The sequence below is a fragment of the Methylobacterium aerolatum genome, assembly GCF_022179085.1.
Taxonomy (GTDB): Bacteria; Pseudomonadota; Alphaproteobacteria; order Rhizobiales; family Beijerinckiaceae; genus Methylobacterium; species Methylobacterium aerolatum.
Map to the genome: position 1 here is coordinate 24942 of NZ_BPQE01000006.1, position 17669 is coordinate 42610.

18 protein-coding genes and 2 pseudogenes are annotated in these 17669 nt (G+C 66.9%); 4 read left to right on the forward strand and 16 right to left on the reverse strand.

Annotation, left to right across the window (positions count from 1 at the left end):
- Positions 1-1809 carry an ABC transporter ATP-binding protein gene (locus tag MFF06_RS04695; RefSeq protein WP_238201859.1) on the reverse strand — a complete coding sequence of 603 codons (1809 nt, stop codon included), beginning with the start codon at positions 1807-1809 and terminating at the stop codon, positions 1-3.
- Positions 1810-1878: 69 nt separating this feature from the next.
- Positions 1879-2127: a hypothetical protein gene (locus tag MFF06_RS04700; RefSeq protein WP_238201860.1), complete on the reverse strand. Its 249-nt coding sequence runs from the start codon at positions 2125-2127 to the stop codon at positions 1879-1881.
- A 463-nt stretch (positions 2128-2590) separates the two neighbouring features.
- On the opposite strand from MFF06_RS04700, the gene MFF06_RS04705 reads away from it, so the two are divergent.
- From MFF06_RS04705 to MFF06_RS04720, 4 genes are all read left to right on the forward strand, one after another.
- The gene (locus tag MFF06_RS04705) at positions 2591-3415 is read left to right on the forward strand and encodes a DUF4394 domain-containing protein (RefSeq protein WP_238201861.1); all 825 of its coding nucleotides are present in this window, start codon (positions 2591-2593) and stop codon (positions 3413-3415) included.
- Between the two features lie 59 nt (positions 3416-3474).
- Positions 3475-4014 carry a sigma-70 family RNA polymerase sigma factor gene (locus MFF06_RS04710; RefSeq protein WP_238201862.1) on the forward strand — a complete coding sequence of 180 codons (540 nt, stop codon included), beginning with the start codon at positions 3475-3477 and terminating at the stop codon, positions 4012-4014.
- Positions 4011-4778: an anti-sigma factor gene (locus MFF06_RS04715; RefSeq protein WP_238201863.1), complete on the forward strand. Its 768-nt coding sequence runs from the start codon at positions 4011-4013 to the stop codon at positions 4776-4778. Before MFF06_RS04710 ends, MFF06_RS04715 begins: the two co-directional genes overlap by 4 nt.
- A 193-nt stretch (positions 4779-4971) precedes the next feature.
- Entirely contained in the window at positions 4972-6147 is a 1176-nt protein-coding gene (locus MFF06_RS04720; RefSeq protein ID WP_238201864.1) for a lactonase family protein, read from the forward strand.
- 13 nt (positions 6148-6160) lie between these two features.
- On the opposite strand, the gene soxA is transcribed toward MFF06_RS04720, so the two are convergent.
- From soxA to MFF06_RS04790, 14 genes and pseudogenes are all read right to left on the reverse strand, one after another.
- Complete coding sequence (gene soxA / locus MFF06_RS04725; protein ID WP_238201865.1) at positions 6161-6922, reverse strand: sulfur oxidation c-type cytochrome SoxA; 762 nt, start codon at positions 6920-6922, stop codon at positions 6161-6163.
- Between the two features lie 38 nt (positions 6923-6960).
- Positions 6961-7281, reverse strand: coding sequence for a thiosulfate oxidation carrier complex protein SoxZ (locus tag MFF06_RS04730; protein WP_238201866.1), 321 nt, complete (start codon positions 7279-7281; stop codon positions 6961-6963).
- Between the two features lie 5 nt (positions 7282-7286).
- A complete protein-coding gene (locus MFF06_RS04735; RefSeq protein WP_238201867.1) occupies positions 7287-7775 on the reverse strand; it encodes a SoxY-related AACIE arm protein in 489 nt (162 codons plus the stop codon).
- Positions 7772-8227, reverse strand: coding sequence for a sulfur oxidation c-type cytochrome SoxX (gene soxX, locus MFF06_RS04740; protein WP_370876733.1), 456 nt, complete (start codon positions 8225-8227; stop codon positions 7772-7774). The genes MFF06_RS04735 and soxX overlap by 4 nt, the downstream gene beginning before the upstream one ends.
- Positions 8228-8238: 11 nt before the next feature.
- Positions 8239-9501 (reverse strand): NAD(P)/FAD-dependent oxidoreductase, encoded by a 1263-nt coding sequence (locus MFF06_RS04745; protein WP_238201869.1) that lies wholly within the window; start codon positions 9499-9501, stop codon positions 8239-8241.
- Positions 9501-9794 carry a c-type cytochrome gene (locus MFF06_RS04750; RefSeq protein WP_238201870.1) on the reverse strand — a complete coding sequence of 98 codons (294 nt, stop codon included), beginning with the start codon at positions 9792-9794 and terminating at the stop codon, positions 9501-9503. The genes MFF06_RS04745 and MFF06_RS04750 overlap by 1 nt, the downstream gene beginning before the upstream one ends.
- Positions 9791-11986, reverse strand: a complete 2196-nt coding sequence (locus tag MFF06_RS04755; protein ID WP_238201871.1) for a xanthine dehydrogenase family protein molybdopterin-binding subunit — start codon at positions 11984-11986, stop codon at positions 9791-9793. Before MFF06_RS04755 ends, MFF06_RS04750 begins: the two co-directional genes overlap by 4 nt.
- Before the next feature lie 14 nt (positions 11987-12000).
- Positions 12001-12462 carry a (2Fe-2S)-binding protein gene (locus MFF06_RS04760; protein WP_238201872.1) on the reverse strand — a complete coding sequence of 154 codons (462 nt, stop codon included), beginning with the start codon at positions 12460-12462 and terminating at the stop codon, positions 12001-12003.
- Positions 12463-13070: 608 nt separating this feature from the next.
- The gene (locus MFF06_RS04765) at positions 13071-13880 is read right to left on the reverse strand and encodes a sulfite exporter TauE/SafE family protein (RefSeq protein ID WP_238201873.1); all 810 of its coding nucleotides are present in this window, start codon (positions 13878-13880) and stop codon (positions 13071-13073) included.
- A gap of 231 nt (positions 13881-14111) precedes the next feature.
- Entirely contained in the window at positions 14112-14258 is a 147-nt protein-coding gene (locus tag MFF06_RS04770) for a hypothetical protein (RefSeq protein WP_238201874.1), read from the reverse strand.
- A gap of 322 nt (positions 14259-14580) precedes the next feature.
- Positions 14581-15621: an alpha/beta hydrolase gene (locus MFF06_RS04775; RefSeq protein ID WP_238201875.1), complete on the reverse strand. Its 1041-nt coding sequence runs from the start codon at positions 15619-15621 to the stop codon at positions 14581-14583.
- A gap of 203 nt (positions 15622-15824) precedes the next feature.
- A pseudogene (locus MFF06_RS04780) lies at positions 15825-16148 on the reverse strand (alpha-L-rhamnosidase-related protein); the annotation flags it as partial.
- A 39-nt stretch (positions 16149-16187) separates the two neighbouring features.
- A pseudogene (locus tag MFF06_RS04785) lies at positions 16188-16678 on the reverse strand (IS5 family transposase); the annotation flags it as partial.
- 371 nt (positions 16679-17049) lie between these two features.
- Entirely contained in the window at positions 17050-17337 is a 288-nt protein-coding gene (locus MFF06_RS04790; protein WP_238201876.1) for a hypothetical protein, read from the reverse strand.
- Between the last annotated feature and the right edge of the window lie 332 nt (positions 17338-17669).

Here is a 17669-nt window from a genome sequence, read left to right on the forward strand (position 1 = left end):
TCACGCCGCCTTGCGGACGAGACGGGCATAGGCGCCGCTGCTGCCCATCAACGCCTCGTGCGTCCCGTGCTCGACCACTACCCCTTTGTCGAGCACGATGATCTGGTCGGCCCGGCGCACGGTCGAGAGCCGGTGCGCGATGGTGATGGTGGTGCGGTTCCTGCCGGGGCGGTCGAGGGCACGGGTCATCGCCATCTCGGTGGCGGTGTCGAGCGCGCTCGTCGCCTCGTCGAGCAGCAGCACCCGCGGATCGCGCAGGATGGTGCGGGCGAGGGACAGACGCTGCTTCTCGCCGCCGGAGAAGCGGTGCCCCCGCTCGCCGACCACCGTATCGTACCCGTCTGGCAGAGCCGCGAGAAGGTCGTGCAACTGCGCCGTCCGGGCGGCCGCGTGGAGGTCCGCGTCGGTCGCGTCAGGCCGGGCGAAGAGCAGGTTCTCCGCGACGCTGGCATGGAGCAGGTACGGATCCTGGGTGACGACGCCGAGGATGTCCGTGAGCGAGTGCAGGCTCAGGTCGCGCACGTCGACGCCGTCGTAGAGCACGGCGCCGGCATCGACGTCGTAAAGGCGGGCGAGCAGGTAGCCGAGCGTGGACTTGCCCGACCCGGTGGCGCCGACGATGGCGGTGTGCGAGCCCGGCGGGATATCGACGGTGACGCCCCGGATGGTGGCGGGTCCGGCCTGGTCGTAGGAGAAGGCCACGCGATCCAGCCTGACGTGGCCCGTGACCGTGGCCTTGTCGAGCGTGACGGCGTCCCGCCGTTCCGTGATCTCGACCGGCTTGTCGAGGTACTCGAAAATGCGGGCGAACAGGGCCCGTGTCTTCCTGACCTCGACGCCCGAGCGCAGCACCTCTTCGAGCGGGAATAGGAGTTGCTCCTGCAGGGCGATCATGGCCACCAGCGTGCCGATGGTCATGGCGGTGCCCGACGCCATCATCCAGCCGCCGAGGAGCAGGGTCAGGGCCGGCATGGCCTGGAGCACCAAGTCGATGACCGACCACTGCCACTGGCCCGCCGTGTGGGACTGGACCTCCAGCGTCGCGACCTCGCGCGATGCCCGGGCGAAGCGTTGCGTCAGGTACGACGTGCGCCCCATGGTGCGGGCAAGGACGATGCCGGACACGGACAGGGACTCCTGAACCGTCGAGGACATCCGCGCGATCCGCTTCTGCTGCTCGTAGGTCAGGGCCTCGCGCGTCCGGCCGACCCGGTCGCTGATCCAGGTCGCCAGCGGCAGGACAAGAAACGAGAGCAGGGCGAGGCGCCACTCCAGGAGCACCATGGCCGCGGCGGTCATGACGACGGTGCTGGCGTTCCGGGTCGCCTCGCCGGCCGTGTGGGTCACCAGGGCCTGCAGGGCGCCGATGTCGTTGGCGATGCGGGACTGGACGTCCCCGGCCCGGGTGGCCGTGAAGAACCGCAGCGAGAGCGACTGGAGGTGGGTGTACACCGCCACCCGGAGATCGTGCATGATCGCCTGCCCGACCTTCGCGGTGACGAGGACCTGCAGCACGCCGATACCCGCCCCCACGGCTGCGAGGCCGACGAGGCTGCCGGAGAGCACGGCCAATAACGGCAGGTCGCCCTTGGGCAGGGCATGGTCGATGATCGCCCGGAGCAGGAACGGGGCGGCGAGCCCGGTGGCCGACGCCAGGGCGATCAGTAACAGGACGAGCGCGATCCGCCCCCGGTATGGCCGGAACAGGCCGAGGATGCGCGCCATCGAGACGTGCGCCGTCGCGCCCTCGTCGTAGGCGGTGTTGTCCGCCCCTTCCGATTCGAACTGGCTGGCAAGATTTTGTCTCATGGACCTGGGGGTACCGTCGTCCGGAGGAGTGATCCAACCTTGGCGGATGCATCGAACGCGATGCGCCGTTTACCGCGACCGAGGCGGCCGGCCGTTTTCTTGAGATCTGCCGAGAATGCGCCTGCCCGACAGGATGACCTGCAGGGTCTGGGAACTCAGCCGCTGCTGCTGGGCTCGCGCTTCGTAGTCCATCAAACGAATTATGATGTCATCATTCCACGAATGCTCATTTTCCAGCCCTGAGATGACGGCCTTCGTCACCGTTTCCCTCAGCAGTATCTCGAAAGCATCATCCGGATGCTCTGGACCTTCGGCCATGAAGCGCCTTCCTCCGTGCAGGAGGGGGCTAAGCGTGCTCGATTACGGCAGCATTACACGATGTCCGGTCCGTGGGATGCGCAAAGCCGTGTGCCTGCTCATCTCTTCACTGCGCCGACAATCGCGATCCGAGCTACTTCGGGTGTAGGACCACGGTCTTGAAGCCTGAGAAAGAGTTTATGCCGAGACTCATTTTATGCAATCATCGGAGATCATCTTCATAAGATCCAATACTTGAAAGCAGGCAATCTACACTCCACCCACCCCGGTCATTCAAAAGACAATCGTGAGGGACTGGATCTGGCCGAAAGCCGCCGGTGCGCTTCGGAGAAGGAGCGGGAACAGCGGACAGCCACTGTCCGACCCAAACCCGACGGAGCCGACCACCGGACTGGCGCTCGCAAGCGGACGCTGAGCCCGGACGCAAAATATCTCGCTTCCGCTGCATCCGATCACCCAGCCCATGGCTAGCGCCGTCGATGCCGATCCGCGGCAGATGGAGAGCACCATGCGACTGAACCTGATCGCTGCAACCCTCTTGGCCGGCACTTGCTTTGGATCGGTCGCGCATGCCGACATCGTCGCAGCGCTCGTCGGCGACGCCACACTGGCGCACGTCGACACAGCCGTGAAGACGGTTACGAAGACGGTGACGATCACCGGGATCGGCGGCAGTGTCCTCGGCATCGACGTCCGGCCGGCCGATGGCATGCTCTACGCAGTGATCTCGGACGGCAGCGTCGTCACGGTCGATCCGATGTCGGGCAAGGCCACGGCGAAATCGAAGCTCGATACGACGCTGGCCTCCGGCACTTCGGCCACGGTCGATTTCAATCCCGTCGCCGACCGTCTGCGCATCATCGGCTCGGATGGGACCAATCTCCGCGCCAACGTCGACGACGGCAAGGTCACGAAGGACGGCCAGCTCACGTTCGCCGAGACCGACACCATGAAGGGCAAGACCCCGAAGGTGATGGCGGGCGCCTACACCAATGCCTTCAAGGGCACCAAAGAGACGGCTCTCTACGACATCGAGGCCTCCGGCGCGCTACTGAAGCAGGCTCCGCCGAACGACGGTATCCTGAACACCGTCGGCCTGCTCGGCATGTCCGGCGAGGCGGTCGCCTTCGACATCGTGTCAGACGGACAGGGTGGCAACCAGGCCTGGGCCATGGCGGGCGACACGCTGTACAAGGTGGATCTCGCCACTGGGAAGGGCGAGGCGGTTGCCAAGATCGGTGGCGTGTCCGGCAAGGTCCGTGACATCGCCATCCTGCCCAAGTCCTAGTTCGCTCCGCAGATGCAGGACCGGCCAGATTGCCGGTCCTGCCGAGTTCCGGGAGGATCATGGAGCCGTTCGATCATGCGTCCGCCCTGAAGGGCTGCGCCCGCCAAGACCCCGCGGCGTTGCGTCGACTCTATGACCGGGAGGCCGGGTTCCTGCTCGCCGTCGCGCTCAGGATCGTCCGGCGGCGTGACGTTGCCGTCGACGTCCTCCACGACGCGTTTCTCGACATTTGGGAGCGTGCCGGCAGCTTCGACAGCAGTCGCGGGACGGGTCGCGCCTGGATCACCAGCATCGTGCGATACCGCGCGCTGAAGTATATCCGCGCAGCAAGCCGAGAGACGGATATCGATGCGGTGACGGTGGCGGAGATCGTCGACGCCGCGCCCGATCCGTTCGCCGCGCTGGCGGCGTCGCAGGACGGCGTGCGCCTGCACGGCTGCCTCGCACGGCTCGGCGCCGATAAACGGCAAGTGATCCTGCTCGCCTACGTCGATGGACTGTCGCAGTCGGAGATAGCCGAGCGGCTGGCAACGCCGCTCGGGACTGTGAAGGCGTGGGTCCGCCGCAGCCTCATCGCCCTGAAGGATTGCCTGTCATGATCCCGAGCAATCCGGCAGACCGCGATGTCCTGGCGGGCGAATACGTCCTTGGCCTGCTGGATGCGGTGGCGATGGCGGACGTCGAGCAAGCCCTGCGTACCGATGCAGATCTCGCGCGCCGCGTCGCTTTCTGGGAGGAGCAACTGCTGCCGGCGTCCTCTGCCCTCGGGAAGGCGGAGGTCGATTCGGCACAATGGGCACGCATCGAGCAGGCCCTCGCGACGCGCCGGCAGGCGCTCGATCGAAGCACGCCTCCCGCGCTAACGCGTTCGAAGTCCGGAATGATGCGGGCGGCGTGGCGAAGCCCCACGCTGTGGCGGACCACGACTGGTCTCGCTTCTGCTGCCGCCCTCGTTCTAGCGATCCTGCTGAGCCGCATGTCAGCGCCTGCCGAGAGCCCAACGCGCTACTTCGCGATCTTGCAGAGTCGCGACACCCTCGGTCAGGAGAGCGGCCCAGGATGGCTCATCCAGATTGCCCAGAATGGCACCGTCCGGTCGCTGCCGCTGGTTGATGTGCAGCCGGGAAGCGGGCGCGCGCTGCAGCTCTGGACGCTGTGGGACCAAGCTCGCGGCCCAGTTTCCCTCGGCGTGCTACCCCCGGGTGGAGCGATCCGCCTGCCGCCGGAACGGCTGGAGGCCATCGGAGATGGGCAACTGTTCGAGATTACGCTGGAACCTGAGGCAGGCTCCCCCATCGGTCGGCCGACGGGCCGAATCCTGTTCATCGGTCGCGCAAAAGGAGCCGCCACGCAGGCGCTGTGATGCGGCGAGCATGACGCCCGCAGCCAAGGGGGTAGAGCGGCGCGCCGCATCTCCGGCCGCTGCGAGGCGTCGCGTATCCGGGATAGATGCGACGCGACCGGCCGGATCGAGAGCGGCTCGTCTTTCCCGGCATTGGATGCGTCACGCGTGGCAGCTATTCAAATAAGGGAGATGTGGCGAGGCAGGGCGTTTCATGCGTGTTGATGCTTTCTGTAGGGTAGCCCTTTTCTCGCTGGTTCTGCTGCACGCTGGCGGCGCCTCAGCCGGGGAGGAGCGATCCGTCCTGATCGCGGGTCTCGACGGCAAGACGTTCTTCCGGCCCGATGGCCCGGTGAACGGGCCGAACGGCCACGATGGACTCGCCGTCATCGACATCTTGGATCCGGCCCGGCCGCGTCTCGCGCACGTCGTCAAGCTCGATACCTCCGTCTACGGGCCGCCGACCAACCTGCAGATCACGCCGGACGGCCGGCTCGGCCTCGTCACCAGCCCCGTCACCATGCGGCAGGAGGGCGAGAACTGGTGGGCGCAGCCGGACGACCGCCTGCACGTCGTCGATCTCGCCGCCGTGCCACCTGTCCTGATCGAGACGATCCGCGTTGGCCGGCAGCCCTCCGGTGTCGCGATCGCCAGGACCGGCGGCGTTGCGCTGGTGGCCAACCGCGAAAGCCGCAGCGTGTCCGTCCTGGCGATCCGGGATGGACGCGTCACCGTTGAGTCCGAGGTCGATGTTGGGGCCGAGGCCGCCGCGGTCGCGCTGGCGCCGGATGGGCGCCGAGCGTTCGTCGCCAAGAACAAGGCCGGCACGGTCGGCGTGCTGACCGAGGAAAACGGCCGGTGGCGCCATGATCCGGCCCTGGACATGCCGGTCGGCCCCGGCACCTACGGGCTGGAGGTGACGCCGGACGGGGCCTTCGCCCTCTCCAGCAACGTCGGCCCCACGCCGAGCGACGGCCACGCCGACACGGTCGCACTCATCCGGGCCGGCGCCACGCTTCCCGTGGTGCTCGATGTCGTGGGTGTCGGCGACACCGCCGAGACCCTGGCGATCAGCCCGGACGGCCGCTACGCGGCGATCGCTGTCGTGAAGGGCTCGGCCGCGCCCAAGGCAAGCTCGGCCTACACCCTGGACAGCGCGGTCGTGCTGATCGCGATCCTGCCAGAGGGACGGCTGCGCGTCCTCGGCCACGCGCCGGCTGGCGCGGTGGTCCAGGGCATCGCCTTCGATCCGAGCGGGACCTACGTCTACATTTGTAACTACACCGACCGCAGTCTCGGCGTGTACCGGATCGAGGGAGACATGATCCGGGAGACGGGCTTCCGCTTGCCACTCCCAGGCCAACCGGCCTCGTTGCGCGGCCGTCCCTGACGGGCCCTGCCGATCACGGCCGCACGGCCGGCGACTCCAGCGGCAGCGGGGCGGCCCGGGTCGCGAGGTAGAGTTCGAGCGCGAGATATTCCGGCGCGCCATACGTGAAGGGTTCTGCGCGCATGCCGCTGAGGCAGTTGCGCAGGCGTCGTTGTAACGAGCCGACACTCTGCCACTCGAGGCGGTAGAGCGGATAGCCGGTTGGTTGTCCCTGGGGGATCACCGCCGCGCCGAGGCGGCGACCCCAATGGTCGTCGTGGCAGACCGCGCAGGACAGGCCAAGCTGACCCTGACGCGCCTCGAACAGCGCGCGGCCCTCCGCCCGGGCGGGATCGAGCCGGGCATCGTCCGGTGGGGCCATCGGCAGACCGCGGGATTGCGCGGCAACGAAGGCTGTGAGTGCCAGCAGGTCAGGGCTCTCGTAGGCGAGAGGCTCGGCCCCCTGATGCTCGCGCCGGCACACATTCACCCGTCCCTGCAGGTCGATGGGCTTATCCGTCCGCGCGTCCCACGCAGGATAACGAGCCGCGACGCCCCGCATCGTGGACGAGGCCACGCCGTGGCAGCCGGCACAGGCGGGGCCGCCGGAGGGAGGCGCCTTCGTCCAGAGGTCTTCCCCATCTGCGACCGCGAGCATGCCGGGATTGGCCCCGTCGTCCCGCTGCATCGCCTGGATCTCGGGGCTCATCTGGTCGAAGCCCGAGCGCCGCTCAGCCTGTGGAATTGGCTCCGCCCCTGCAAGAGTGTGGGAGAGGAGCAGCCCGATGAGCGCCATCGGCAGCAAGCTCCCTGAGCGGCGCAACATGGCCGGGCTCAGGCTACGGTGATCGTTGCAGACTCAGTCTGGTCGAAACCGCCATCGCCGCGCCACGTGAAGCTGAAGCGCCCGCTGCGTGTCGCGACCCAGGTGAAGGTCAGATACGGGTTGGCCGCCGAGGCGGGAAACAACTCGGCCCGGAAGATCTCCTCGTCCTCGAAGCGGCAGATGAATTCCGTCACGATGCTGCGCGGCAGGATGCGGCCGTCCGTGCCGGGGCGGAAGCCCGTCTCCATCGGATGCGAGATCAGCGTCTTGATCGTGATCGTGTCGCCGGGCTTGGCGGTCTTGGGCACGTTGATCAGCGTCCGGGCCATCGGCGTCAGCCCTCCAGGCAGGCGGCGAGCGTCACGATGGCGTCCGCGCTCGCCGACCAATAGGTGCCGTCGCTCATCTCGGCGATGGCGGTGATGCGCTGCGTGTCCGCGAGCCGGATGCGGGTCGCGACCTGCGCGTGACCGGCGCCCGGACGCAGGTGGATCGTGATGACGTTCGGCTGCGGGTTCTTCTCGTTGAACACGCCGATCCGGCGGACATGGTCTTCGGGCGTCATCGCGCTCTCGACGCTCACTGAAAGCGGCACCGTGTTGCCGTTCTCCACAAGCGGCGGCAGGTCGAGCGTCACCCGGCCCGGCCGGATCGGATTGTCGCCCGCGAAGCGCCGGATGGCGGATTCCGTCGTTTCCGTGCGCGGTAGCGCCGTCGCGGCGGCAGCGGGGCGCAAGGCGATGGCGAGCGCGGTCCCGGCCGCCCCAGCGAGCACGCCGCGTCGGTCCACCGCACGCGCGCTCCGTCCCCTGTGCCCGATCATCGGCTTTCCCCGGATGCTTCCTCGCGCAGTGTCGCCAGGAAGGCGACGACGTCTTCGATTTCACTGGTGCTCAGGATCGTGCGCCCCTGCCACGCCCGTCCCACGCGGGCGAGCCCCGCCAGTGAGTAATAGGATGGCATGATCGTTTCCGGGTTCAACACCCGGCCGTCCACCAGCCGCAGCCGCAGCTGTCCCGGGCTCAACCGCCCGCCGACGCCCGTGAGATCCGGCGCGAGGTTGCCCTGGAACCGTTCCTCCGGGAAGGGTCCGGCATGGCAGAGAAGGCAGAGCCCACGGGCCCGGTCCGAGACGATGGCCCGGCCGCGCGCGGGATCGCCCGGCGCGCTGGTCAGGCTTTCGGGGATGGCGTCGCCGACGATCGTCGTGGGAACCAAGCCCTCCTCGGCCAGCGCCGGTAAGGTCATGAGGGCCAGAACGAGCAGGGCGGCCACGCGGCTCCGCCTCATCCGAACACGTCCCGCGTGATCGTCCGGTACCAGCTCTCGCCATAGGCTGCCTCTTGCGCACGCACCGCGTCGGGCGCGTCGAGGGGACTGATGCCGCCTGCTCCCGGAACATCCGCGAGGAGGCCGTCGGTCGGACGGAAGACGCCCGCGATCGAGATGCCGTTGCCGGGCGCGACGAGGCTCCAACAGGTGTTGATCAGCTTCGGGCTCTCGGGCTCCCGTCCGGCCAGCAGATCGATCACCGCCTGGGCGCAGACCTTGGCTTGCGCGTTCGCCGAGAAGGCGGATTTCGGCATCGCCCCGCCGATGGCCGCGTCGCCGATGACATGAATGCCCGGCACGAGGTGCGATTCGAACGTCACGGGGTCGATGGGGCACCAGCCGCTGCGATCGGCGCAGCCCGCCTGCGCCGCGATGCGGCCGGCCCGCTGGGGCGGGATGATGCAGGCGACATCCGCCTTGACCTGGGCGAAGTCGGTGCGAACGATCATCGCTGTGGGATCGACTTCGGTCACCGCGCCGCCCGAGGCGAGCGGCACGTATTCGAGCACGTCCGGATAGAGCTTCGCCCACGCCGCCTCGAACAGCTTCTGCTTCGAGAACGTGTCCTTCGCGTCGAGCAGAACGAGCTTCGCCTTGGGCTTCCGGGTCTTCAGGAAATGGGCGATCAGGCTAGCGCGCTCATAGGGGCCGGGCGGGCAGCGATACGGGTTGGCGGGCGCCGAGAGAACCACCGTGCCGCCCTCCGGCATGGCCTCGAGCTGTCGGGCGAGGAGCACCGTCTGCGCTCCCGCCTTCCAGGCATGGGGCATCACCTCCGCGGCTTTCGCGTCGTAACTAGGCACCGCGTCGAAGCGAAGGTCGATGCCCGGTGACAGGATCAGGCGGTCATAGGGCAGCGTCATGCCATCGCCGAGAGTGACCCGGCGCGCCGCCGGATCGACGGAATTCGCCATCCCCCGCACGAAGCGCAGCCCGGCCCGCCCGAGGGCCTCATAACCGAAGGTCTGGGCTTCGATGCCGCGCAGGCCCACGACGACCGCGTTGCTGCCCGTGCAGGCGACGTATCGCTCGGCTGCTTCGACCAGGGTCACGTCGACGCCGCCCGCCGCGAGGCAGCGCGCCGCCGTCGCGCCGCCGAACCCGGCGCCCACGACCACGACGCGTGGTGACGTGCCGCCAAGTGCGGGACGGGCCAGCGCAGCGGCCGCGGCTCCACCGATCAGGGCACGCCGGCTCGGCGAGGGGGAAGCGCGCATCACGGTTTCCCCTGCTCCGCGAACCAAGCAGCGATAGCTTGTGATTCCTGCGCGTCGAACCCCTTCGCGATGCGGTTCATGATCGTTGCCGGGCGCGAGCCCGAGCGGAAGGCTTCGAGCGCGCCGGCGATCTCCGCCTCCGGTCGCCCCGCGAGGACGCCCATGGCGGAGCCCTCGGCATGGCAGCCGGTGCAGGACGAGGCGCCGGGCGGCGGCCGCGTCCCGGCAGCGTCCGCGCCCCCTCCCCCGACGAGCAAGGCGGACAGAGTCAGCGCCGGAAGCAGGACCCTCATGCCCGGCGCAGGTCCGTGTCCTTCAGCGGAAGCTGGCGGACGCGCTTGCCGGTCGCCGCGAAGATCGCGTTGAGCACGGCCGGCGCGGCGACCGCGATGGTCGGTTCGCCGACGCCGCCCCAGAAGCCGCCGGACGGCATCAGGATGGCTTCGACCGCCGGCATCGCATCCATCTTCATGACCGGGTAGCTGTCGAAGTTCGTCTGCTCGATCCGCCCGTCCTTCACGGTGCAGGCGCCGTAGAGCGCGGCCGAGAGCCCGTAGACGAAGGAGCCCGCGACCTGCGCTTCGATCTGCTGCGGGTTGACCGCGTGGCCGGGGTCGGTGGCCGCCACGATGCGGTGGATCTTCAACTCGCCCTGGTCGGAGACCGAGACCTCGGCTGCCCCCGCCACGTAGCTGCCGAAGCCCATCGTTTGGCAGATGCCCCGGTAGACGCCCTCGGGCGGCTTGGTCTTCCAGCCGATCTTGTCGGCCACCGCCTGGAGCACGGCCCGGTGCTTCGGGTGGTTGTCCATCAGCTTCAGCCGGAACGCCAAAGGGTCCTGGCCGGTGGCGTGGGCCAGCTCATCCATGAAGCATTCGAGGTAGATGGCGTTCGGGTTCAGGTTCACGCCCCGCCAGAAACCCGGCAGGATGTGCGGGTTGCGCATGGCATGATCGATCAGAATGTTCGGGATCGTGTAGCCGATCGCCGCCTCCGGGCCGCCGGGGTTGAGGCCCTGGAAGGTGACCGGATCACGACCCTCGACCATGCGCTGGGGGGCGATGGCGGCCAGGATCGACTGGCCGGAGATGCGCATGTGCAGCCCGGTCAGGTTGCCGTCCTGATCGAGGGCGGCGCGCATCCGGCACTGCGTGACCGGGTGATACCGGCCATGCGTCATGTCCTCCTCGCGGGTCCAGAGCAGCTTGACCGGCGTGCCCGGCATCTCCTTCGCGATGAGCACCGCCTGCCGCACCCAATCGTGGGTGGCACCGCGTCGGCCGAAGCCGCCGCCGAGGTGGATCTTGTAGACCTCGCAGGATGTGGCCGGCAGCCCGGCCGCATCGGCGGTCGCGGCAAGGGCGGCCTCGCCGTTCTGCGTCGGCGTCCAGACCTCGCAGCGCTCCGGCGTCCAGAGCGCCGTGGCGTTCATCGGCTCCATCGTGGCGTGGTTCTGGAACGGCACGCCGTAGACGGCCTCAACCACCTTGGCGGCACCCTTCAGCGCACCCGCCACGTCGCCAGCCTTGTTGCCGACGAAGGCCTCCTTGGCATCGAGCCCTTCCCGCAGGACCGCCGCGATGGTCTCGCTGGAGACCTTCGCGTTCGGGCCCTCGTCCCAGACGATGGGCAGGGCGTCGAGGGCGGTCTTGGCCCGCCAGAACGTGTCGGCCACCACCGCGACCGCGCTGTCGCCGACCTGGATCACGCGCTTCACGCCGGGCATGCCCGACACCGCCGCGGCCTCGAAGCTCTTCACGCTGCCGCCGGTGACCGGACAATCCCGGATGGCGGCATTAAGCAGACCGGGCAGCTTCAGATCGATCCCGTAGACTTGGCTGCCGTCGAGCTTCGGCAAGGTGTCGAGCCGCTTCAGCGGCTTGCCTGCGATGGTCCAGTCCTTCGGATCCTTGAGGGTGACGTCCTTGGGCGGCTCGATCTTGGCCGCCTCGGCGGCGACCGCGCCGTACGTGGTGCTGCGGCCGGACGGGCCGTGGGTGATCACACCCCGCTCGACGCGGCATTCGGCGGGCGGCACGCCCCAGCCCTTCGCGGCGGCGGCGACCAGCATGAAGCGGGCGGCGGCGCCGCCCTTGCGCACGTACTCGTGGGAGTCGCGAACACCCCGGCTGCCGCCGGTCGAGTAATCACCCCAGACGCGCTTGCGGGCGAGGTTCTGCCCCGGGCTCGGGTACTCGGTGGTGACCCGCGCCCAATCGCAATCGAGTTCCTCGGCGACGAGCTGTGCGAGGCCGGTGAGCGTGCCCTGACCCATCTCCGAACGGGCGATGCGGATCACGACGGTCTCGTCCGGCTTCACCACGACCCAGGCATTCACCTCCGGCGTGGTGGGCGCCGCACCGAGCGTCGCAGCGCGTGCGGGGAACGGGATATGAAAGCCCAGGGTGAAGAGACCGGCACCGGCCAGCAAGGTGCGGCGGGTGGGGCGGGCGACCTGCGGGGCGGCCTTGGGTTCGAGGCTCATCGTTTCCCTCCCCCTCAGCCGGCCTGGCCGCGCTCGGCGGCGAGCTTGATGCCCGCCAACACGCGGTTGTAGGTGCCGCAGCGGCAGATGTTGGTGATCTCCTGGCGGATCTGGTCTTCGCTCGGGCGTGCGGTCTGCGCCAGCAGGGCCGCCGAGGCCATGATCATGCCCGGCTGGCAGAAGCCGCATTGCGGCACGTCGAGCTCGGCCCATGCCTGCTGGACCGGATGGCGGGCATCTGGGGCGAGCCCCTCGATCGTGACGATCTTCTGGCCCGGCTCGACCGCCGAGAGCGGCATCGAGCACGAGCGGACGGCCGCCCCGTCGAGATGGACGGTGCAGGCGCCGCATTGGGCGATGCCGCACCCGTACTTGGTGCCGGTCAGCCCGATCTGCTCGCGGATGACCCAGAGGAGAGGCGTGTCCGGCTCGGCATCGACCTCACGCACGACCCCGTTCACGTTCAGTCGTGCCATCGGATCCTCCCCCCAAACGAGCATTATGTATCAAGTATCCCTAAAAGGGACGAGCTCTCAAGGGAGGGCGCGAGCGGCCATCTGCAGCATTCATCCGGCACTCAGGCATACCGACCTCTGAGACCCGAACGGGCCGGGGCTCTCGAGGCGAAAGGCGTGGCCTTCTCCGAAGCGGCCACCCGCCAAGCGAGCGGCTTCAGAAAGGCGGCTTGGCCAATCGCATGACCTGTTGGACTTCTTCCGAATCCTGGTTGCCTTCGGCTCGATCGGCACAGGGCGACCCCGTTGCGGCCGCTGGCCCGAAGCCGTTCTTCGGGCGGATAGCCATCGTTCTTCGCCGCCCGACTCCGCACGACGGGTTCCATGATAGTTCACGCACAGTCTGCGCCCATCATTCAATGGGAGACGACGTCCGCTTCCGGGATACCGGCGTCGATCGCCGAATGGCCGTGATGCGCGCGCAGCCGAACGTCTGGTTTCGGGCAGCGAGCTCATGTCGGCTCTTGGCGCACAGCGGCAGCGATGCGTGACTTACTCGGGTGGATTTCTGCCTTTCCGCTTCCGAACGGTGATGAACGAAAGCGGACACACACTTAGCAAGCCGGATGCTAGGCGTGACGCCAAACCTTCACGGCTGAGACAACCAGGATCACGGCCAAGAGCGGGAGCAGGACGCCGCTCGGGACAATTCCGAGCAGTTGACCCCCGATGAAGGTGCCGATGATCGACCCCGCCGCCATGACAAGGAGGAACGCTCGGTTGCGTCCAATCACGGCAAAGCTCTGGTCTCGGCTGTAGCGTGTGAACCCAACGATCATCGTCGGCAAGCTCACTGCGAGGGACAGGCTCCCGGCAAGTTTGATGTCCGCGCCGAAGAGCAGGACCAGCGTCGGGATCAGTAGCTCGCCTCCCGCTACACCGAGCAGCGATGCCACCACGCCGATCAGGAACCCGACGATCACCCCGGCCACGATCTGCGCAGGGCCGGTGACTAGCGCCGCCCCGGTGCTGGCGTCGTGACCGAGCACAAGCACGGCCGCGATCATCACCAGCAGCATAGCGATGACCCGGTACAAGGTCTCCGACCGGAGCCGTGTGGCCCAGCCCGCGCCAAACCAAGCGCCGAGCAGGCTTCCTGCCAAAAGGTTGAGAATGATCGACCAGTGCGCGCCAACCTCAGCGAAGGGTACCGTCCTCGCACGGAAGGGCAAGGCGGTGGCGACCACCACGAGGCTCATGGCTTTGTTCAGGATCACGGCCTCCAGGGCAGCGAAGCGGAACAACCCGATGAGGAGCGGGAGCCTGAACTCCGCACCACCGAGCCCGATCAGGCCACCAAGCGCTCCAATGACCGCGCCTCCGCTGAAAGCGGCGGGAGCACTGCGCGGTTCGGAAGAGACGACGTTGTCCTGATGCATCGTGCTGGTATCCGCACGAACCAGCGCCACGCAACTTGGAGGCGTTAGCGACCTATGGCCGCTTCGGCGAAACCGCCCCCGTGATGTCTTCGGCTGGGTAGGGTCGGGAGCAGGAGGACGGCTCAGGGTGGATTGTTGCCATTCCGCTTTCGGGCGCAGCCTCGAAGAATGCGGACGCTTGGCGACTGGACGACTAAGTCGCCATCTGAGCGGCGATGTCGTGAAGGGCCTTTACGATGTCGTCCGGCGGGTACGCTTGGCGAAGGACGGGCCGTTCTCGGTCAGGTCCTCCTTCGTCACCTTCCGCCGCCCAGAGGTGACCGTGATCGACGCCGGCGGCCAGCGTTCGCGGACGGCGTGGGCCAGCTTCTCGTCCACGGGCTCACATTGTTGACGATCGACCGTGCGGCTAACCCTCCGGTGATCGAGGGGCTGTCGGCCCGCGTGACCGAGCGCCTTGTCACCGGCCTAATGCCGAATGAAATGCCATTGGAAAGGCGTGCTAGCAGCCTGAGCTTGCACGCAGGACCAGGGCCCCTTTGTAGGGGCCAAATCGTTTGGCGCCAAGTGCACACCGTGGAGCATCTCCATCAAGGCAGCCCGACCGGAAGGGTATCTCAAAGGATTTGCAAATCGATCAAGCGCACTTTGAGGCGTCAGCCTATCGACCCGGATTGCATCTCGGTCTCGCCGCGCTTCATCAATCAATGGCGAGCCCTGCCGCGAGGGCGTCGCGAATGCGCTGTCCATAGGCGGCGGCGACGGGAGATCGACGTCTCCGATCGAAACCGTGGTACGCACCCTCGACGATTTCCAACTCGCACGGCGTTCCGGCGAGCCGTAGGCGACGAGCATAGTCCAAGTCTTCCGCGTAAAAGAGATCGAGCGTGCCGACGCCGATCCACGTCGGAGGTAATCCCTTCAGATCTTCACGGCGCGCTGGCGCCGCATAGGGATGAGCCCAATCCTCGACTGGGAGATGGCCGAGATAGGCAGACCACGCGTACCGATTGGATTCCTCGGTCCAGACGATCTGGCCGCGTCCGGCCGGGGCAGATTTGAGGGTCGTACGGTCGTCCAGCATCGGGCAGCTCAACAGTTGAAAGGCGGGCATCTGTCCGCCTTCATCGAGCAGGCGCAGGCACAGTGCGGCCGTGAGACCACCGCCTGCGCTCTCTCCCGCGACTGCGATCCGGCGCGCATCGATGCCCAGTTCGTCGGCGGATGTCACAAGCCATCCCCACGCCGCATGAAGATCGTTCAAAGCCGCTGGAAACGGATGCTCGGGCGCTAATCTGTATTCGGCGCTGACGACGACGATGCCGAGATCGCGGGCATAGGCCGAAACGAACGCGTGGTAGTTCCGAGCAGATCCTATGATCATGCCACCGCCATGAGTGTACAACATCGCAGGGCCGGACGGTTTTATGCTCGCCGGGCGATACACGTAGACTTTGGTCGTCACGCCCTTGACGGTCACGCGATGCGTCTCGACGGTCACGCCGTCAACGCAGGCCGTCGCGAAATCGGCCATGCGGGCGAGCCTCAGCAGGATTGGGCCAAACGAGGGCGTCCGGAGGCGCAGCAGGGTGGAGCGGAGCGTCGGATCAATGCGATCGAAGCCCCGCGTGCGACGCGCATAGAGCCAAATCAACGCCACACCAGCAAGCATCCACTTCAGGCGTTGCCAGAGGCCCGAGGCAGCGGAGCCGCCCGTTGATCTTCGCCGAGGCCGCGTCATGCGTTGCTCCCTGAGACCGATCCGGTGAAGCGGTAGCAGCCAGCCTCGACCTCGTGGCGGCCGTCGAACAGGATTTCCGCCGTGGTGCCCGGGGGGACCTCCACTAACAATGTGACTTGATCGCCCCGTCGCTGGTTATGTGACATGTAGGCTCGGCCGCAGCGCGTGTAGCCGGGCCAAGTCTCCCAGGTCGTCGTCGCGCCCTATTCGACTTGATGGAGTAACGACGGCGTGGTCGTCTGCATCACGACACGATAGGCGGTCTCGGCATAGCCATGCGCGTCCAGTGAAGGCAGGAGCAGGGATGTGCTCAGGAAACCCGTCGCGAGATGGTGATCCGCCTCCACGACGAGTTGCGCCAGCCGTTCGGCGGCCGCAGGCCGTTCGTGCGCAGGAGGGAGCTCGAACGCGAGGGCTCTGATGTAATCCTCATGTCGGTCCTGACCGATGAGGCCGTCCTCCCGCACGAAGGCAGCCCGCCACGCCTCGCGAACCCGGCGAACCAGGGCTTCGTAGGTGCCGGCCTCCCGCTCGCGCCCTCCCGTCCGGACTCATAACCAGTAGCTGACGGTGGCGGCGGGCAGGCGTTCGCGCAGCAGCGCGCCGGCCTTGCAGTCTGCGGCCTGCCCGCCGGTCAGCAGGAAGGCGAGCGGGGGGCAGAAGCGGTCGGTGAGGGCGTGGATCATGGTCGTGCGCCGGCCCCGGGAGCGCCGATGGATTGGCTCCGCTCTCCCCTGCCCCCTGCGGTGCAGCGGTGGGCGTTCACGGCGGCGGAGTCGATCAGCACCTGAGAGGGCGGCCCGCCAGCTCGGGCCAGCGTCTCGAACAGTCCGACCCAGATCCCCTTGGCCGCCCAGCGCACGAAGCGATTGGAGAGGGTCTTCTTCGACCCGTAGATCTCGCGCGGCGCATCCGTCCAGCGCCCTCCGGATTTCAGCACGTGGACGATGCCGCTGAGCACGCGCAGGTCGCCCACGCGCTGCTTGCCCCGCGTGTCATTCGGCAGAAGCGGTGCGATCTTCGCGAACTGCTCATCCGTCAGCCAGAAATGGTCCATCGGCCCCTCCGTAGCAGCCGTGAGTCACTCCCGAGCCGTTCGCGCTACCAATATGGATCCGGGCGCTAGTGCAGTGACGCCCTCACTTCGTTCATGCGAGCCTGCACTCGCTCATTGTTTTTGCATCAATTTTTCCAGTCTCGGCTGACACCTCCGACTGGATCGATGCACAAGTGACTCTGGAAGCGGCGGCGAAGATCGCGGGGCCGACGAGGTAGCCGAGACCCAGCGTCACGGTCAGCTGGTATCACATCCCTGCGCGCGGGAGCGGCGGGCTTGAATGATCGATGCATCCCGGCTGCCTCCACGGTGGCGGCTCAAGGGAATGTGAGCGGGGGCGGCACTGGTCTGCATTGCCGGCAAGACCACGGTCAGGGATAGGCGTGATGCCGCGCGCGTTCGAGCTGTCGCTCGCACGCGGTGTCGAAAAGAGGACAGGGCGGAGCCTCGTCGTAGGGCTCCGTGAGCATCGGCTGGCCGCCGATGTCGCCGAGCGAATGCGCCTGCGAATAGCGCGATCTCGGATCGAAGTAGGGATCGCTCGTGTAGCTATTCATGAACGCACCGCCCGCCGGCTGTTCGTTGCGGGCCATTGCTGGAAGCGGCCATGGCAGCGTGATCGCTGTAAGAGCCAGCTTGAATATGCGGCCTGGTCTCATCGCAGCCTCCGAACACCAACGCCACCCCCGGTGGCTGTGAAGAGGAATGCTTGCGAACAACGCTGGATCGATCAATAATAATAAAGTTCAATCGATAAAATAAATATACATTCCAAATTTTATTTCAAACCGAATAATCTCGGTCGCGGCGAGAGTGCAGCCTTCACGCGCTTGAAAAAAATTCGGCAAAGGCAGCATGCAAGTTCGAAATTAGAATTTTGCTTTAAAAATAATTTTTAAAAAACAATCGCGAATTCATTCGAACAAATCAGCCTTTGAGGCTATATGATCTCTGTAATAGATCTTTATTGCGAAAATCACTCAAATCACAT

Bases quoted from the DNA above. Each gene is read 5' to 3' on its own strand.
- MFF06_RS04695 (WP_238201859.1), bottom strand. From the start codon at position 1,809: ATGAGACAAAATCTTGCCAGCCAGTTCGAATCGGAAGGGGCGGACAAC.
- MFF06_RS04700 (WP_238201860.1), bottom strand. From the start codon at position 2,127: ATGGCCGAAGGTCCAGAGCATCCGGATGATGCTTTCGAGATACTGCTG.
- MFF06_RS04705 (WP_238201861.1), top strand. From the start codon at position 2,591: ATGGCTAGCGCCGTCGATGCCGATCCGCGGCAGATGGAGAGCACCATG.
- MFF06_RS04710 (WP_238201862.1), top strand. From the start codon at position 3,475: ATGGAGCCGTTCGATCATGCGTCCGCCCTGAAGGGCTGCGCCCGCCAA.
- MFF06_RS04715 (WP_238201863.1), top strand. From the start codon at position 4,011: ATGATCCCGAGCAATCCGGCAGACCGCGATGTCCTGGCGGGCGAATAC.
- MFF06_RS04720 (WP_238201864.1), top strand. From the start codon at position 4,972: ATGCGTGTTGATGCTTTCTGTAGGGTAGCCCTTTTCTCGCTGGTTCTG.
- soxA (WP_238201865.1), bottom strand. From the start codon at position 6,922: ATGGCGCTCATCGGGCTGCTCCTCTCCCACACTCTTGCAGGGGCGGAG.
- MFF06_RS04730 (WP_238201866.1), bottom strand. From the start codon at position 7,281: ATGGCCCGGACGCTGATCAACGTGCCCAAGACCGCCAAGCCCGGCGAC.
- MFF06_RS04735 (WP_238201867.1), bottom strand. From the start codon at position 7,775: ATGATCGGGCACAGGGGACGGAGCGCGCGTGCGGTGGACCGACGCGGC.
- MFF06_RS04745 (WP_238201869.1), bottom strand. From the start codon at position 9,501: ATGCGCGCTTCCCCCTCGCCGAGCCGGCGTGCCCTGATCGGTGGAGCC.
- MFF06_RS04750 (WP_238201870.1), bottom strand. From the start codon at position 9,794: ATGAGGGTCCTGCTTCCGGCGCTGACTCTGTCCGCCTTGCTCGTCGGG.
- MFF06_RS04755 (WP_238201871.1), bottom strand. From the start codon at position 11,986: ATGAGCCTCGAACCCAAGGCCGCCCCGCAGGTCGCCCGCCCCACCCGC.
- MFF06_RS04760 (WP_238201872.1), bottom strand. From the start codon at position 12,462: ATGGCACGACTGAACGTGAACGGGGTCGTGCGTGAGGTCGATGCCGAG.
- MFF06_RS04765 (WP_238201873.1), bottom strand. From the start codon at position 13,880: ATGCATCAGGACAACGTCGTCTCTTCCGAACCGCGCAGTGCTCCCGCC.
- MFF06_RS04775 (WP_238201875.1), bottom strand. From the start codon at position 15,621: ATGACGCGGCCTCGGCGAAGATCAACGGGCGGCTCCGCTGCCTCGGGC.
- MFF06_RS04790 (WP_238201876.1), bottom strand. From the start codon at position 17,337: ATGAGACCAGGCCGCATATTCAAGCTGGCTCTTACAGCGATCACGCTG.